Annotated in this window: 13 protein-coding genes; 4 read left to right on the forward strand and 9 right to left on the reverse strand. The window is 63.2% G+C overall.

Annotation, left to right across the window (positions count from 1 at the left end):
* Positions 1-66: 66 nt before the first annotated feature.
* A complete protein-coding gene (locus tag H6955_18755) occupies positions 67-2415 on the reverse strand; it encodes an esterase-like activity of phytase family protein (protein ID MCP5315607.1) in 2349 nt (782 codons plus the stop codon).
* A 231-nt stretch (positions 2416-2646) separates the two neighbouring features.
* Positions 2647-5391: an ExeM/NucH family extracellular endonuclease gene (locus H6955_18760; protein MCP5315608.1), complete on the reverse strand. Its 2745-nt coding sequence runs from the start codon at positions 5389-5391 to the stop codon at positions 2647-2649.
* 703 nt (positions 5392-6094) lie between these two features.
* Between H6955_18760 and H6955_18765 the strand changes: the two genes are divergently transcribed.
* Positions 6095-6304, forward strand: a complete 210-nt coding sequence (locus H6955_18765; GenBank protein MCP5315609.1) for a hypothetical protein — start codon at positions 6095-6097, stop codon at positions 6302-6304.
* Between the two features lie 140 nt (positions 6305-6444).
* On the opposite strand, the gene H6955_18770 is transcribed toward H6955_18765, so the two are convergent.
* Entirely contained in the window at positions 6445-6849 is a 405-nt protein-coding gene (locus H6955_18770; GenBank protein MCP5315610.1) for a hypothetical protein, read from the reverse strand.
* A 126-nt stretch (positions 6850-6975) separates the two neighbouring features.
* Positions 6976-7428, reverse strand: a complete 453-nt coding sequence (locus H6955_18775; GenBank protein MCP5315611.1) for a hypothetical protein — start codon at positions 7426-7428, stop codon at positions 6976-6978.
* 213 nt (positions 7429-7641) lie between these two features.
* Between H6955_18775 and H6955_18780 the strand changes: the two genes are divergently transcribed.
* The 3 genes from H6955_18780 to H6955_18790 all read left to right on the forward strand — a co-directional run bounded on the left by H6955_18780 (position 7642) and on the right by H6955_18790 (position 11624).
* Positions 7642-8844, forward strand: a complete 1203-nt coding sequence (locus H6955_18780; GenBank protein ID MCP5315612.1) for a BtaA family protein — start codon at positions 7642-7644, stop codon at positions 8842-8844.
* Positions 8841-9551 carry a methyltransferase domain-containing protein gene (locus H6955_18785; protein MCP5315613.1) on the forward strand — a complete coding sequence of 237 codons (711 nt, stop codon included), beginning with the start codon at positions 8841-8843 and terminating at the stop codon, positions 9549-9551. The genes H6955_18780 and H6955_18785 overlap by 4 nt, the downstream gene beginning before the upstream one ends.
* A 216-nt stretch (positions 9552-9767) precedes the next feature.
* Positions 9768-11624, forward strand: a complete 1857-nt coding sequence (locus H6955_18790; GenBank protein MCP5315614.1) for a pyruvate kinase — start codon at positions 9768-9770, stop codon at positions 11622-11624.
* Positions 11625-11697: 73 nt separating this feature from the next.
* On the opposite strand, the gene H6955_18795 is transcribed toward H6955_18790, so the two are convergent.
* The 5 genes from H6955_18795 to H6955_18815 all read right to left on the reverse strand — a co-directional run bounded on the left by H6955_18795 (position 11698) and on the right by H6955_18815 (position 16224).
* Positions 11698-12987: a glycerophosphodiester phosphodiesterase gene (locus H6955_18795; protein ID MCP5315615.1), complete on the reverse strand. Its 1290-nt coding sequence runs from the start codon at positions 12985-12987 to the stop codon at positions 11698-11700.
* 187 nt (positions 12988-13174) lie between these two features.
* The gene (locus H6955_18800) at positions 13175-13591 is read right to left on the reverse strand and encodes an HNH nuclease family protein (GenBank protein MCP5315616.1); all 417 of its coding nucleotides are present in this window, start codon (positions 13589-13591) and stop codon (positions 13175-13177) included.
* Between the two features lie 240 nt (positions 13592-13831).
* Entirely contained in the window at positions 13832-14041 is a 210-nt protein-coding gene (locus tag H6955_18805) for a hypothetical protein (protein MCP5315617.1), read from the reverse strand.
* A gap of 139 nt (positions 14042-14180) precedes the next feature.
* Positions 14181-15656, reverse strand: a complete 1476-nt coding sequence (locus H6955_18810) for a metallophosphoesterase (GenBank protein ID MCP5315618.1) — start codon at positions 15654-15656, stop codon at positions 14181-14183.
* Positions 15649-16224: a serine/threonine protein phosphatase gene (locus tag H6955_18815; GenBank protein MCP5315619.1), complete on the reverse strand. Its 576-nt coding sequence runs from the start codon at positions 16222-16224 to the stop codon at positions 15649-15651. Before H6955_18815 ends, H6955_18810 begins: the two co-directional genes overlap by 8 nt.
* Positions 16225-16245: the final 21 nt, after the last annotated feature.

Here is a 16245-nt window from a genome sequence, read left to right on the forward strand (position 1 = left end):
GTCACTGGTCGCGAAATACGAAGCCCCGCCAGATGGCGGGGCAAACGAGCAATGGTTTACACCGGTTTAGTCGGTGCCGAACGAGGTGTAGTCGCCGAGGAATAGGAACACCGTCTCGCCCGGGGCATCGTCCACGCCGTCATTGTCGGTGACCGCATACAACTGCTGGTCAGCCGAGATCGCGAAGCCTTCGAGTTTCTCTGCCGTCCAGATGCTGTTGGCAGCGATGGTGTCGGTCAGATTCCTGACCAACACCTTGTCGACGGTTTCCAGCGATGCCCCGTACGGCTGGAAGTTCGCCGACGCCAGATCGACCTCGAAGATCGCTTTGAGTTCTGCATTGGGCGGCGTGCTGTCGCCCCAGCCCTTGTCGCGCTCGATCACCCAGAAGGTGCCGTTGGGCATGGCCGTGATGCCGGACAAACCGATCCAGTCACCCGCGTTCTCCGCCTCCAGCGGGTAGTGGACGAAGGACCAGGTGCCGGTGCTCACGTCGTAGCGGCCGATCTTGGTGTTCACCTTGTCGCTATCACCCTCTTTCGGCCAGGCGCGCTGGATCGCGACGTACACCAGTTCACTGCCCGGCGCGCCGGTGACGGCAATGCCTTCAATGCCGTTGCCGCGACGCTCATCGATCAGGTCGGCCGGCAGTTCGATACGCTCGAGCACGCTGCCATCGGCGGGATCGACCTTGAGCACCAGGTTGTCGCGGCCGCCGGGCGTCTGGCCTTCGCTGCCCAGCCAGAAACCGCCGTCCGGACCGACGGCCACACCTTCGAGATCGAGTGGGTCACTGCTTCTCACCTCCAGACGATCCGTGATCAGTGCGGGTCTGTCGGAGACGTCGATCTTGTAGATGAAGCCCTTCGCCAGGTAGGAATCACTGACGGCATACAGGACGTCCGGGTCGCTCGGATCACCGACCAGATCGGACAGGGCCACCCAGGGGATCGGCAGACCGTTGGCGTCGTCGGCCGATACGATCTGCGGATAACTGGCCTCCCCTTTCCGACGCTGGTAGATGTTGATCATCGTCGGGATACCGGCGTCGAAAACATCGGTTTCGGTCGAGGCCACGAACAGGTTGCGCTGCGGAATCGCCTTGAGGCCTTCAGGGCCGATGCCGGTGGGCAGCACCTGCTGCAGTTCCGCCGTGACGCCGTGCATCTTGTAGACGCCGACCGCGTTGGAACGCTCAGAGCCCACGAACACTAGGTCGTCGCGCCCATAGCGCCCAAACTCCACCGATTCGGGTTCGACACCCTTGTTCTCGGAGCGGCCTTCGTTGTAGTGACCGGCGCTGACCAGGGTGTGTTCGAACGATTCGTATGACTCGAACTTGACCTTTCCGGCGGTGTTGAACACGGTGAAGCCGCGGCTGCCGCCCTCCTCGCCGGATGCGTCCTCGTAATCCCCTTCGTTGGCGGTGGCGAACAGCCCGTTGCCGATCCAGGCGACGGCGTCCGGCTCGCGGCGCTTGGTGATATCCGAGTCCAGGTTGATCAAGTCCTCTTCCTCGGTATCGACGTTGCGCAGGTCCACCTCGCCGGCCGGGAAGTGCTTGACCACCCTCGCATTGCGCAGGTTGACGATGGCGACGTGGTTGTTTTCCTGCAGCGAGACGACCGCCATGTTGGCGCGATTGATGTCGACGAACTCGGGCTCGGGGTCGTCCGCGGCGAACATCCCCGGCAGACCGGCCAGGTTCACATCGCGCGTCGTCCAGTGCCGTGGTCTGCCCCTCATGTCGATGACGACCAGTTTGCCGGGGACCGGCGCACCACTGGCGGTCAGGTCGCAGGGGTCGCTGGTGTCGGTCACCGAACCCTGCGGAATCAGGCCGTCGCTGACGTCTTCGTTACGCTCGTTCTCTACTACCACCGCGGCATAGCGGCCGTCGGGGGAAACGGCGACGGAATCGGGCTGCCCGCCCATCGGGAGCTCGGCGACGATGGTGCGTCTGGCGATGTCGATGACGACCAGCTTGCCGCTCCAATCGGTGATGAAGCCGATGTCTTCATCGTCGTCGGCGCAGTACACCGCTGCGGTGGCCGAGGTGTTGACGCCGGCCAACGCGTAGCGACCGTGCACGGCGACGCTGGTCGGTTCGCCGTCAAGCAGCACGACACCGTCCTCGGTCGGGTTGGCGGGATCGGTAATGTCGACAAAGCCGATCAGCTTCGAGGCCGAGTCTGTGTAGACCAGTCCTCGGCCGTTCTTGGTGACGTCGACGATCTCGGCGACTTCGCTGACGATCTCATCTGTGCCGACCGTGACGCGGTTACGTGTCACGTCGAATGTGGCGACATGCTGGAACATCTGGGGCGCGCTGTGGTGCCTGCCGTGACCGGCATGCGCGGCGTGAGCACAGACGAGGACCAGCGCGAGGCTGGCGGCAAGTGGTTTGAGTTTCATTAGGTGCACAGTCCTTATTGGTTATTGCGTACAGCGGCGAAACCGTAGCAGGAAGGTGTGACAGAAAAACGAAGCCTGGATGACGGCATGTCCCTATGCCGCATCGCTGGACAGCGCCGGTACGAAACCGCTTCGAGGGTAGCGGCGAAGCGTTGATTCGCAGCAAGTCAATACCGCGGTATGCGAGGGCCCACACCGGGTGTTCGACCCGGTGTAGCCTCCCGACGCCGATCAGTCGTGACCGCCCCTGTTCGCCGGGACGTGCACCGTTGCGGTTGCGGTCCTGACGTTGCCGGCGTCGTCGGTCGCTTCGTAGGTCACGGTGTAGACACGCCCGCGCCGGGGATCCGTGCGTTCCGCCCGCAGCAGAAAGGTCGTATCGTTGAGGATGACGATATCCTTGTCTTTGCGACGAGTCCCGTGACCACCATCGGGGTCACTCGACGTAACGGAGAGCAGCTTCACGTCCGGCGACCGATCGACGTTGTCTCGTGCGAACACGCGTGCGTGCACCCGCACGTACTTGTGATTCGCAGGCCACAACACCTTCGGGTTCAACCGCACATGCAGCCTTGGCGGGACGCTGTCGAGTGCGAGCCCGACGACAACCGGGTCGTGATCGGAGTTTCGCGCCGGCGAGTCGCCATCGAAGATCGCCGCATCTCGCCCGAAGTCGAGGTTGTAGTCGATCGCATCCGCCTCGTCGGCGTTGACGTGCCATTCCGTGACGCCGCTGACCTGGCCGAGCAACGACGCGCCGGCGAAGGCGTAGTCGAGCGTACCCGTCTGGCCGTCGAAGACATAGGAATGGGCCTGTTCAGCGACGAATTCGCGTGCCAGATCCACGTAGCCGTTGGACTCGAGCGTCGCGACCGGGTCCTCCATTGCATAGGCGTTGAAGTCGCCCACGACGAGGAAATCCGGGTCCGTCGAATGCGTGGGGTCGGTAGCCAGCCAGTCGGCGAGTGCCTGGGCTGCAGCGGCCCGTGTGTTGTTCCAATAGCCCTGCCCATCCATCGCGTCGACGTCTGCGGGGCTTATCGAGGGGTCGGCATCGAGTCCGGACGCACCCTTGGACTTGAGGTGATTGACAACCAGCGTGAAGCGCTCGTAGCTGGCCGTTTCTTCAAAGGTCTGCGCGAGCGCAGGCCGGCTGCGCTGCAGGCCGGTGTCGTTCGGATCGGTGAAAGCGGGATCGTCGAGGATCGCCGCTTGCCCCACCGGGTTTACCCGCGCAGGCCGATAGATGATACCGACGGAGATGGCGTCAGTGCCGACAAACTGTGTGCCGGGTTCGATCCAGTCGTATTCCGGGCTGCCGGCGGCGGTATTGAGTGCTTCGACGAGGTACGCGATCGCATTGCCGGGAGCGCCTGCTGCGAAGTCGTTCTCCAGTTCCAGAAGGCCGAGCACATCCGCGTCGATCGCGGTGACCGCGCGTACCAGCTTGTCGGTCTGTCGAGACAACTCCTCTGCACTGTCCGCGCCGCGCGGGTCGCTGCCGTTCGCGGTCACCTGCGTCCCCTGGTCGATCGTCGCGAAGAAGTTCAGCACGTTGAGGCTGGCGACCTTCAGCGTCCCACCGACGGCCTCCGGAGACGACGGGCGCAGGTTCTGCTTTTCGAACAGGTTGTCACCGTCGCGGATCGCGCGCACCCGCCAGGTCGATCCCGATGCGGCATTGCCCGCCCACTTGTAGTCCAGCACGCCCGTCAGACCGGAAATGGTATCGCCCATCCGGATATCGCTGGCTGTGGTGAACACCGGCCCGAAACCGTCCAGGTTTCCGATGGGAGCATTCTGAACGCTTAGGCCGTCGTCGTAGATGATCTGCCGCGCGCCGAGCAGTTCCAGGTGCCATTGATAGTCCAGCGCATTCGGTGTGCTGTACTGGGTAAACTGCTGAGGCCGTTCGCCCTGGACGAGCTTGATCTCGTTGAACCGGTCCAGCTGGAACATCTCGTTGATCGTGAGCGCGTCCGAAAACACCACCCGCATGCCCTCGTACGACTCCAGGTCAGGTTGTGCGAAGCCGTTCTGGCTCGTCGTCACCGCCGCCGCGGGCAATTGCACCTCCGCGGGACTGGGCAGTGCATGACCGGAGGACAGGAGCGTGATGCCCGTAATATCGGAAATCTCGGTCTCACCGAAGAACTCCTCGACGGTGCCCGTGACGCGTACGCGGTCGCCGATGTTCACGTCGGTCGCCGGGCTGCCGCCATCGAATACGAAGATGCCCTCGGAAGTGCGCGCGTCGCCATCGCTGTCGGTATCTTCCTCCTGGAGGAAGAAACCGGCCAGGTTCCGTGCCTCGTCTGCATCGCCATTCTGGAAGTCGCCAACGACGATCGCTTCGACGGTGACCGGTTGACCGACCAAGGGACTCGTGTCTCCAAGGCCCTGTACATCGCTGATTCGATAAAAGGCCGGTGGGTTTACGACCACGCCGCCGGCGTTGACCGCCCCAAAACTGCTCGCTACCGGCCCCTCCCAGACATCGGACACCCGCTGCAACGACTCGCCCGGTGCGGTCCCACTCGATTCCGTGACACCGATGTCGCTGCTGGTCATGCCATCGGCAGGTCCACCGACTGCGACGAACACCCCCTCATAGCTCAAGAACTCGAGCACACCACCATCCGGGTCGACCAGCGCAACCCCGTCCGGCGAACCGTTCTGCAGGCCATTGACCGGGTAGTTCACCGTGATCACGCCGACACCGTCTGCGAGGTCCGGTATGGCTCCGGACAACGGCGTCGTGGCATACGGCGCACCACCGTTGCCGTTGTAGAGCACCAGGCTGTAACCGGTGAGATCGACACCGGCCGGGCCGGTGATCTCCACCGCCTCACCCTCGTCGGTGCCGGCGTTGTCGTAGTGGATCTCACTGATGTACACCTCGGCCATGGCCGAGCCAACAGGACTGAGGACAGCGAGCAGAACCAGCGGCTGCAAGAGGGGGTGGATGGCGTTCACGATGCACCTGTCGGATGTAATGTCTGATGATCGCGGCCGATCCTAGGTGTTCAGCGTGACTGCCGCATTGCACGTGGGTTGCGGTACGGTTTCCGTGACGTGACCCGACAGGAGGTGCCCCGACCGTGTGGCGCGCCTGGATGGTCGATCAACCAAACTGCCATGCGGCGGCGGTTACGTCTTGCGCAATCCGCATGTGCGAAGGTGATAGTTGACGCGCGCGAGACTACGTCGGACAAAGAATGAAGACCCGCTTCACGCGGCCTTGTACCGCCAAGCCGATCGGCGATTCCACTTTGTCAATCGTAGGTATCGGAACGGTCGCACCAGCACGCATATCGAAAAAGGATCAATGGGCGAACACGCGCCCTGAACTCGTCGCTCAGCAGCGCATTCCGCAGGCACACGCACATGCGGGTGCGATGCCTGAACCACAATGCGACCTTTCCCAGGCTTTTCAGCATGTCACTACCCCGCCAACTCTGGCGCAAGTTAACGCGGGTGTGATGTGTCGAGCATTGACAATTTCACTGCTGCGGACCGAAATCGTGACGTGCTGCATACCGGGCGTAGTGGCCTTGGGTGCGCAGAACCCCGCCGTGTCGCGTCCGCATCGATGTTGACCATTGCGAAAAATCTTTGTGGTCGAGAATCGATCGGAGGTACTCTTTATTTAGTCCCGAGCCATGCTGGAGTACACACGATGTCCTGGTCGCCTCCCGCCTCCCCATCCCGGTCGGTCGGGGCAAGGATCGCCTACTGGCAGGCCATTCTCGAGCTGCCACCCGAAGAGCCGGGCGCAGCGCAGCTGCATGCGATGGCCACCGAACGCCTCATGGAACTCGAAGAGATCGTCTCAACCCTGGCTGAGAGACGTATCCCCAGGCTGGGTGGCGAACCGCCATCCGACTGAGTACCGCCGGTCGAGCGCCACGGCGGAAAGGTTGGGGTGGCGCCGCAGTGGGGCCGCTGGTCGCTTAGTTTGGGGCGATACGACGCCCCCATATAGACCACGTAGTGAATTCGAACGAGATCCCGTCTGCCGAAACGCGATCAGTCGGCGGCCGGTTTCTCCGGGCTCGCGTGATTTTCAAGGCATTTTGCCTGCTGCAATCGATTGACCTCGAGTTGGATCATCAACTTGCGCCGCTGGGCCGGACGCTGCTCGGTCGCCAACTCCGCGTTCAGTGCAGTCTCCTGTGCCTTCAAACGCTCAAACACATCGTTAAGGCGGCGCGTCTCATCACTCTTGCGACGTGGAGCCGCGTCGATGTGGCCCAGCATCCGCCGTAGGGACTCGGTAAGGTGCATGTTCGTATTGCAGATCCGGCGATTCAAGTCGTTGCCATCTAGACTGCAGTATGCAAGTGACAGCAGCATGACAATGGCATGACAGCGCACGATGTTGCCGATTCGACCGTCGACGTCAGACTCCCTGCAATCGACGGGCGTGGCCAAAGAAAGATCGCGCCGTACCGGCGCGCTGAAATGACGTGTTCGTTACCGGGTTCAAACGCCGGCGGGGGATGCGGCGCCGGCTTCGGGTCGCGTGCAAGACCGCGACTGCGACCGCGCCGCCCGGCGCTAGTAGCCCCCGAGCATGGTCATCACCCGATCGCGCACCGCCCGCATCTCGTCGGCGGCGCTGTGCGATGCCGCCACACCGGCCAGGATCTCCCCCGCCAGATAGCGCGCATAGTCGGCGCCCGTCGCAACGGCTTTCTCCAACAGCTGCAACATGGCGTCGAGTTGGGCGCCGTGCAGCCCCAGGTGGGTATCGCGGATCCCCAACCGTTCCTTCTCACGCTGCAGGTGGATCACCGGATGATCTGGCTGGGTATCGATCAATCGCACCCTGCCCGCGTCGAAGGCGATCTGCAGTAAGCCGATCGGCATGCAGTGCAGATCCAGGGGGTCGTCGAGCGAATGCGCGTGAAGCCTGCCGGCAGGATTGACGACAATCCACCGCGCATTCGGGCCTTCTCCGCCCAAGGCGGTCACCGGTCCTTCATAGATCTGGCTTTCAGAGATGTCCACGTGGCTTCACCGGTTGATCGTCGGGGAGCCGGATTCTAGCCGAAACCTCATCATCGTCGTCACCGTGCCGCGGAAATTCGCTGCCGCGGCGCATTCGACCGACGGCCGAATCGGCAACGGGGGTTCGCAGGGTGGTGTCTTGGTGGCGACACTCATCTGTCACGTTTGCACTTTAATGTCGGCCGCGCTTTTCACTCAAACCTGACCGAGCTCATGCCACTGAAGACCCCCCAGACCCTCCTCGACCGCATCGATCACCGGGTATTCAACGCGATCTATTCACGCGCCCTCGTCTACAACACCTGCTGGGAGGATCCGGCGGTCGACCGGCTGGCGCTGAATATCGGCCCCGAAGACAACCTGCTGGTGATCACCAGCGCGGGCTGTAACGTGCTCGACTATGCGCTGGTCGGCCCGCGCAGGATCCACGCGGTCGATGCCAATCCGCGGCAGAATGCGTTGCTGGAACTCAAATTGGCCGGCATCGCGCAGCTCGATTACGACGATTTCTTCTGCGCGTTCGGCAACGGCTATCACCCGCGCATGCGCGAGCTCTACCATGACGCCCTCCGTGCCCGTCTTTCACCGTTTGCCAGGGTGTTTTGGGACAAGCGGGTCGGCTGGTTCGGCAATCCCAAAGGCAGCTTCTATTTCCACGGTCTTTCCGGGATCGTCGCACGGGCATTTCGGGCCTATCTCGCGATGCGGCCGCGGCTGGCGACAGGTATCCGGGACCTGTTTGGCGCGCAGGACCTCGACGAACAACGACGCATCTACGACACTCGCGTGCAGCCCTTGATGTGGACACCCGCGGTCAACTGGACGCTGTCGCGCCAGCTGACGATGAGCATGCTGGGCGTCCCCCATCCGCAGCGCAAACAGGTGATCGATCAACATCGCCACGGGGTTGCGGGGTTCGTGCGTGACTCGCTGGAATACGTGTTGCGCAACCTGCCGATGCACACCAATTATTTCTGGAACGTCTACGTGCATGGCCGGTACACGGAAACCTGCTGCCCCGAGTACCTGAAGCGCGACAATTTTGCCCTGCTGAAGGACGGTCTGGTCGACCGGATCTCGTTGCACACCTCGACGGTCACGGAGTTTCTGCAGGCCACGGATACCCGCATCTCGAAGTTCGTGTTGCTCGACCACATGGACTGGATGAGCTCGTACTATCCGGAGGCCCTGGCCGAGGAGTGGCGCTATATTCTGCGCCGCGCCACGCCTGCAGCCCGCATCATCTTCCGTAGCGCGCATGCGCAGCCGGCCTATCTGCAGCAACTGGAGCTGGGCTCCGCCGGCACCCGCCTGCACGATCATCTGCTGTTTCACGGTGCACTCGCATCACACCTGCAGCAGATGGACCGGGTGCATACCTATGCGGGGTTTCACGTCGCAGACGTCATCGCATGATCGCCGCCGAGATCCAGGTGATCTGGCACCTCCTGCTCGGTCAGCGACACCGCGGCTCGCACGCCGAACGTCTGCAGGCCTTCTATGCGCCGCAGGCCGGGCACTACGACAGGTTCCGCGAGCGCCTGCTGCACGGCCGCGGCGAACTCATCCGGCACCTCGCCCCGGGCGCCGGCGCGCACGTTGTCGAAATGGGTGGAGGAACAGGACGTAACCTACTGTTTTTCGGGGGCGAACTCTCCACCTTCTCGTCCGTCTACCTGGTCGATCTCTGCCCGGCCCTGCTGAACCAGGCGCGTGCTCGCGATCTCCCCCGGAACGTGACCTTGGTCGAGGCGGATGCGGTCAGCTGGCGCCCCGATCGAGCGGTCGACTGCGTCTATTTCTCCTATGCATTGACGATGATCCCCGACTGGCGCGGGGCGATCGACAATGCGCTGGCGATGCTGCGACCGGGAGGCCGGCTCGGCGTCGTCGATTTCTACGTCTCCGAGCGCGCCCCGGCCGCTGGGATGGTCCGCCACGGTCGCTTCGCCCGCTGGTTCTGGCCGCGGTGGTTTGGCCACGATGGCGTCCGGCTCGACCCGGCGCGCCTGGCCTATCTGCGCAGCGTGCTGCCGCGGCACCAGCTCACCGAGCGACGCGCACCGGTGCCCTATCTGCCGGGTCTGCGCGTACCCTACTACCTGTTCGTCGGCGAAACCTGACCGCTACGGGTTGCCCGGAACGACAGGCGACTGTCGGGCGCCGTCCACGCCGACACCGCACCTCGTGTCGAGTGCATGACCAAGGCTTGTCACATTCGTTACAAGTTGCCGTGGTAGAAATGCCCGCTTGGGCGCGAAGGCCGATTGGCCGATCACGCGCCCGGCGGCAAGCAGCGAACCGCCTTCCCAGCTGCGCGCATGACACCTTTTGCAACAATGGATGACCAGATTGAGTCGCGTTTTCTGAGACGGCTGATACCCGAGGTTGAAAAACTTCTGCAGGACGCTGTGGATTTCGAGCTGTTGTACGCAGCGGAACTCGAGCAGGTCGACCCCGAGTTCCTCGACAGCGCGCGCAATCTGCTGCACTACCTCGGCGTTCGCCGTCACGATATCCGCAAGTTGCAGGAGCATCTGTCCAGCCTCGGTCTCTCGTCGCTGGGACGCATGGAGGCACACACCCTGGCGACCCTGAACGCGGTGTTTGGCGCCTTGCATCGACTGACCGGGGACCAGGCACCGGAGGCCATCGAGCGTCGCCCCCCGGTCGGCTTCCGCAGCGGGCCGGCGCTGCTGGCCGACCACGCAAACGCACTCCTGGGCAACCCGCCGGCGCGCAGTCCCGGCAGGATCATGGTCACAATGCCGAGCGAGGCGGCGCACGACCCGGACCTGGTACGCGCCCTGCTCCAGGCCGGGATGACCAATATGCGCATCAACTGCGCGCACGACGGGCCCGCGGCCTGGGTGGCGATGGTTGGGCATCTGCGGCGCGCGGAACAGGAACTCGGTGTGCACTGCCGGGTGCTCGCCGACCTGGCGGGTCCGAAGCTCCGTACCGGCACGATCGGCGGCGGCGAGCGGATCGTGAAGGTGCGCCCGCAGCGCGACAACCGCGGCCGAGTGGTTACGAACGCCCGGGTCTGGCTGCATGCGAGCGATACGTCATCGCAGGCACCGGACGACGTCGATGCGGCGCTGCCGATCGATGCCGGGCTGCTCGACCGGATGGAAGCGGGCGATCGGCTGGAATTCCGCGATACCCGCGATCGGCGGCGCCGATTGACGGTCACCACCCGCCATGATCAGGGTGCGATTGCCGAATGCGACCGGACCTTTTATCTAGAGGCCGGTCACCCGCTGCAGTTGAAACGCCGTGGCCACAAACTGGCGGTGGGCGCTGTCGGGTCACTGCCCGAGTCGGCCCCGACGCTGACGCTGTATCGCGGCGACCGCCTGCAGGTGACGCGGGAGGAGCTGCACGGTCACCCTGCCGTGCGCGATGTCAGTGGCCAAGTCGTCGCACCGGCGCGCGTCCCCTGTACGCTGGGTGCGATTTTCAGCCGGGTGCAGGCTGGCGAGCGGGTCTGGTTCGACGACGGCAAGATCGGTGGCCGTATCGTGGCGGTCAGCCAGGACGACTTCACTGTTGAGATCGAACATGCGCGCGCCAGTGGCTCCCGCTTGCGTGCCGACAAGGGCATCAACCTGCCGGATACCACCTTCGACCTGCCGGCATTGACCGCGAAAGATCTCGATGACCTTGCGGTCGTCGCGCCACACGTCGACATGGTCGGCCTGTCGTTCGTTCGCCGACCGGATGATATCGAACTGCTGGTCGATCGCCTCAACGATCTCAATGCCGGTCATCTCGGGATCGTGCTCAAGATCGAAAATCGCCGCGCCTTCGACCGTCTGCCGCGCATCCTGCTCGCCGCGCTGCGTTCGCCGCCGGTGGGCATCATGGTGGCTCGCGGTGATCTTGCGGTGGAGATGGGTTTCGAACGGCTCGCCGAGGTGCAGGAGGAGATCCTGTGGATGTGCGAGGCGGCGCACGTGCCGGTGATCTGGGCGACCCAGGTCCTCGAGGGACTCGCCAAGACGGGTGCACCGTCGCGCGCGGAGGTGACTGATGCGGCGATGAGCGGCCGGGCCGAGTGCGTGATGCTCAACAAGGGGCCTTATATCATCGACGCGACACGGTTCCTCGGCGCAGTTCTCGACCGCATGGCGTTTCACCAGTCGAAGAAGTCGTCCACGCTGCGCCAGCTGTCGGTCTCACAGATGACCTGACCCCGTCGCGATCCCGTCCACTGGGCACCGACCGCTTAGTGGGCTCCGGGTGTTCCCCGGAGCCCGATGCCGATTATCGAAGGCCCATGCAGTTCGCGTAGTAGGTCACCGTCGCCGGCCAGTCGGAGAAGATCCCAAGTATCTTCACCTCGCGGGCCAGTACGTCCAGTGCCAGGTACATGTCGCTGTCATTCTGCACGGCGATCCCTTGCGGATCGAACTGATAATACCAACCACCCTTGGCCGCCCCTTGGCGCAGGTCAGCGCGTTCGAAGGTCCAGGTGATGATCTCCAGGCCGGCCCGCTTGATGTCCCTGGCGTAGCGCGACGGCACTATCCTGCCATTGTCGGTCACCGACAACAGGGCCCACATCGGTGGCGCAAAGATGCGGATACCCTGTCTGCGCAGGTCCTTCAGTTCATCGAAGCTCAGCCGCTCGATCGCCGGGTTGGCTGTGGGGTCGATGCTGTCCAGAAACACTGCCTGTCGGCCGAAGCGCGGGTTGTTCTGAATCCAATACAGCACGTCGTCCTTGTTGAACGACTGCACCCAGGCATCGCGCGGATGCACACCACCGTCGATCAATTCGTCGACGAAGCGCTGCGCATAGGCCTCCTGGCTACCGAAGATCGCGTCGATGCGATCCTGGTGCTCGGCACCCTTCAGCTCGGGGGTATGCTTGACGCCCAGTGCCTGGTTCAATGCGATGCTCTCGCGGAACGACAACACCTGTGCACGCCCGGTGTACAGATTGGTACGCCAGTCCGCAGTTCCGCCGAGATAACCCTCGGCGCTCGCGGCGCCAGGATTGCTCGCATCCATCTTCGCCTGCAGTGTCTTGAATTCGTCCAGCGTCAGATCGCTGGTGCAGCACTTCGGCGGCGGCGACTGACCGGGCCCGGTCCATGGCACGGTACATTTGGCATTGAGTGCGGTTGTGACAATGTCCGTCGTGGTGTGTAGATCGCACTCACTGTGACGACAGACCAGTTCGCCGTCGGCGGTGAAGCTGACGTCGCATTCGACAAGGCCCGCGCCCATGCGCGCGCCGGCACGGTAGGAAACGTCTGAGTGTTCTGGAAACTGCATCGCCGCACCACGGTGGGCGATTGAGAAGTCCGTGCGATAGAAGGGACCGTCCTGGCATTGCATCAGCCGATCCTTCAGGCGTCCCTCGCCCAACCCTTCGACCAGGTAGTATGGACGCGGGCCGAGTTGCACCGCCTGATCAGCGTCACCCGAGTCATGCCAACCGCCGCCATGGCCGCCGCGGTCATCGGCGCCGCCACCGGCGTTGGTGTGGCCGGCCGTCACCGCCAACCCCAACGCCATCACCGCGAAGAAGCCCTTGTTACTCTTCATCCAGTCATCCCCTTTGTACGAGTCAGTTCGATGCCGTAGCGCATCGCCCCGGGAGTCTGGATGCCGATTGTTTAGTTCCAATGGCGGATTCTTTGCCCTGCCGTGAACGCCAGGCACTGGTACTTCAGTTGGCCGGATACCGACCTCGTGAGGCGTCGTGAAAGCGGACGAGAAAACGGTGACCCGCTCAATCCTTCTTGTTGAGCAGTCCCTCGAGGTCTGCAAACGGCCGGTAACGGGTCTCAGAGGCATTCTTCGCACCGGAACCCGCGTTGCTGCCTGTCTTCATTGCCGCCATGTGTTCTTCGTACTTCTGATGCTCGTTGTCGTGGCAATAGAGGCACAGCAGCTCCCAGTTGCTGCCGTCGGGAGGATTGTTGTCGTGATCCATGTCCTTGTGATGGACCGTCAACTCCTGCAGGTTGGTGCGGGTGAACGTGCGTCCGCAGCGGCCACACACCCAGGGAAACAGCTTTAGCGCCTGCTCACGGTAACCGCTCGCGCGTTCGTCGCTGGCGCGTCGCGCATCGGCGACGACCCGGTCGAGCTTGTCGGTATCGATGGCGCGGCCGGTACGGCCATGCCTGGGCGGGTCTTGGGCCATGGATCGTTACTCCCGGATTGACGGCGTCGGTTGAGCCCGGCCGCCGGACAAGGAGATTCTAGGCCGCGATGGGGTCATGGGCCACCATCGCAAAGGTCTGTCCGCGCCCGTGTTACGGGTGCCGGACAAGGCAATTCGGAAAGATCTGCATTCAGGCTCGGCCCGGGACGCCGGATCGAACGTCGATGGCACCGGCCGTTCGCAGGCCAGCGGTTCCTGTTCAGGTTTGGACCGCTTCGCTTAGAGAAGTCGTTCGACGACGACGAATGCGAGCAGCGCGAAGACGATCACCGGAAAGACGACACTGCAGACGCCCGCAATCGTCTGCGCGACGGTGACCCAAAGGGGCTGTGTTTCCCAGTCGTCGCGGATCTCCCGCCGGTATCCGCGGTCGAACAGGTATTGCCAACCCGCAACGAGGTTGATCGGTGGCCTGGGGGCAAGCAGCATGGTGATACCTCCATAGCATGGAGTACGGACATGCCTGCAGTACGGACCTGTATTCTTTCAGTGTGATGACGCAATTGTTGCACTCAGGTTGCAATCGCCAGGACGCACAGGCAATCGATGCGGTGCGCGGCGGCTGGGCTCAGGTGCGCACCAGACGCATCTTCTTGAGTTTTTTCCCTTTCGCCAGGTGGTTCACCAGTCTGCGCAGCGGTTCGACGGGGTACTTCAATGGCCACATGTGCTTGCCGATACGGGCGAATGCACCGACCCAGGCATCGTTGGCGCTGTACAGCACGTGGTGATTGTCGGTACCGCCGACGTTGAGCCAGTAGGTATTCTTCTGGTCCATCGGGGTATGGCCGACGATGAATGGGGTTTCGGGCGGCAGGCCCAGGGCCTTGCGGAAGCGTTTCACATCACCCTTGGTGTAGCCACCGGGCCGGTTGCGCCGCTGCATGCGGTTGCGGGTCATCTCCTGGGCGAGTTCCGGATGCTGATGGATGTCGATCAACATCTCGCGCGTCACCTTGTTACCGGGCGGCGCCGCGTGGACGGCGCAGAAATCGGGTGAGGCGACCACATAGGGCAACAGGTCGTAGAAGCGCTGCATCGCGTTCCGGTACTCCTTGCCACGTGCCTCCCGCAAGGCGCGTTTCCACAGCAGCCCCTGGGGCACCCCGCCCTTGCCGACGTCTTCGGCGAAGCTGTCATGGTTGCCGCGAATGAAAAAGAACCGCTCGGGGAATCGCAGCTTGAGGCGGAATATCAGATCCATGATGAGTATCGAACCGTTCATCTTGTCTAGCGACTTGCTGCGTTCGGAATGCACGGCGTCGCCGATGATCACCAGGCAGGCCTCGCCGCGCTCCAGCGCACGCAGGAACCCGTTGTGGCTGAGAATCACCAGCAGATTGTCGATCTGCGCATGCAGGTCCGCCACGATGATCGGGGTCAGCTCCGCCGGCAGTTCCAACAGGCCTCCCGGAAGACCGCGACTGTCGCGCGGACGGAAGGCCTCCTGTTCCATCAACTGATTCACCTGGTTGATCAGCGTGAGTGCCTCGGCCTTGCGCAGCGGCTTCAGCGCGCCGCCGTAGATCTCCACGAGGTGCTGCAGGCACGCGAGCCGCTCGCTCTTTTCCTCGTTCAGCATCGGCGAGATGCAGGTGCCAACCGAGGTCTTGTCCTTGAAGACCACCGCGTCGCCATCATGCACCAGGCGCAGATGCTCCCGCTCCACGTCGTCGGTGTAGTCGAACAAGGCCAGCTGATTGATATCGTCGCGCCCAAGGGTGATCTTCTGCCCGGGTTCCAGGCGCAGGAATCCGCCGATCCCCGGGCCGGAATGATCCGGATCCTCGAGCAGGAAATTGGGAGGGCCGGCCTCCTTGTCGGAGGCCACGAGAGGATACTCCGGATACAGGTGCAAACGTTTGCCGTTGCTGCCGCCCATCTTCAGCTCGATCGGGAATCCCTCGTACGGGACACGCACGCTGTCGTCCACCAGTCGATAGGCCTTGCGCAGTTTCAGCAGGCGGCAACGTGCCAGGCCCGAAAACGCCCGTCGAATGCGCTTGAGCAGAGCGGGTTTGACTTCGGGCGATGGCTTATCCATCGGTGAGCTCCGTATTCACGATGCAGGCGGGAGGACTACCGATGCCCTCCCTGATATAGACCCGAACGCCGCTACGGCACAAGTGCTGTGCGGTCTGGCGGAACACCTCCAACTGCGCCTCCACCAGTTCCAGACTCAGATTGCGGTCGACCGGGTGGCTGCCATGACGCGCGCGTCGACTGCGTTGTTCAAACAGTACCTCGGCCGGCGGGAGCAGGAACTCAAAGACGTAGCGCTGCCGCCAGTTGACCGAAAGGAAATGCCGCTTGGGCGGCGGTATCAGGATCCTCGAAAGCTCCAACTCGGGATGCGGACTCGCCTGCAGCCATTCGGGGTCGATGACCGCCAGCGCTTTCTTGTATCCCACGAACGGGAAACCCAGATGGATCTCGCGTGGACGGAACGCCAGCGCCTGGTCGGTCCACCACCGCGGCCGACTGAGGTCGAGATAGCCCTCCTCGGACCACCCGCCCAGCTTTCGGATCAGGGTGCTCTTGCCCGCGCCTGGAGGTCCGGTGACCAACACGTGGCCGAACTTCACGTCCAGGGGGAACGGCAGCCCCTTCATGTAGTGCAGTTCCGTACATAT

Source organism: Chromatiaceae bacterium, from assembly GCA_024235395.1.
GTDB lineage: Bacteria > Pseudomonadota > Gammaproteobacteria > Chromatiales > Chromatiaceae > Thiosocius.

Bases quoted from the DNA above. Each gene is read 5' to 3' on its own strand.
- H6955_18755 (MCP5315607.1), bottom strand. From the start codon at position 2,415: ATGAAACTCAAACCACTTGCCGCCAGCCTCGCGCTGGTCCTCGTCTGT.
- H6955_18765 (MCP5315609.1), top strand. From the start codon at position 6,095: ATGTCCTGGTCGCCTCCCGCCTCCCCATCCCGGTCGGTCGGGGCAAGG.
- H6955_18780 (MCP5315612.1), top strand. From the start codon at position 7,642: ATGCCACTGAAGACCCCCCAGACCCTCCTCGACCGCATCGATCACCGG.
- H6955_18785 (MCP5315613.1), top strand. From the start codon at position 8,841: ATGATCGCCGCCGAGATCCAGGTGATCTGGCACCTCCTGCTCGGTCAG.
- H6955_18790 (MCP5315614.1), top strand. From the start codon at position 9,768: ATGGATGACCAGATTGAGTCGCGTTTTCTGAGACGGCTGATACCCGAG.
- H6955_18795 (MCP5315615.1), bottom strand. From the start codon at position 12,987: ATGAAGAGTAACAAGGGCTTCTTCGCGGTGATGGCGTTGGGGTTGGCG.
- H6955_18800 (MCP5315616.1), bottom strand. From the start codon at position 13,591: ATGGCCCAAGACCCGCCCAGGCATGGCCGTACCGGCCGCGCCATCGAT.
- H6955_18805 (MCP5315617.1), bottom strand. From the start codon at position 14,041: ATGCTGCTTGCCCCCAGGCCACCGATCAACCTCGTTGCGGGTTGGCAA.
- H6955_18810 (MCP5315618.1), bottom strand. From the start codon at position 15,656: ATGGATAAGCCATCGCCCGAAGTCAAACCCGCTCTGCTCAAGCGCATT.
- H6955_18815 (MCP5315619.1), bottom strand. From the start codon at position 16,224: ATGAAGGGGCTGCCGTTCCCCCTGGACGTGAAGTTCGGCCACGTGTTG.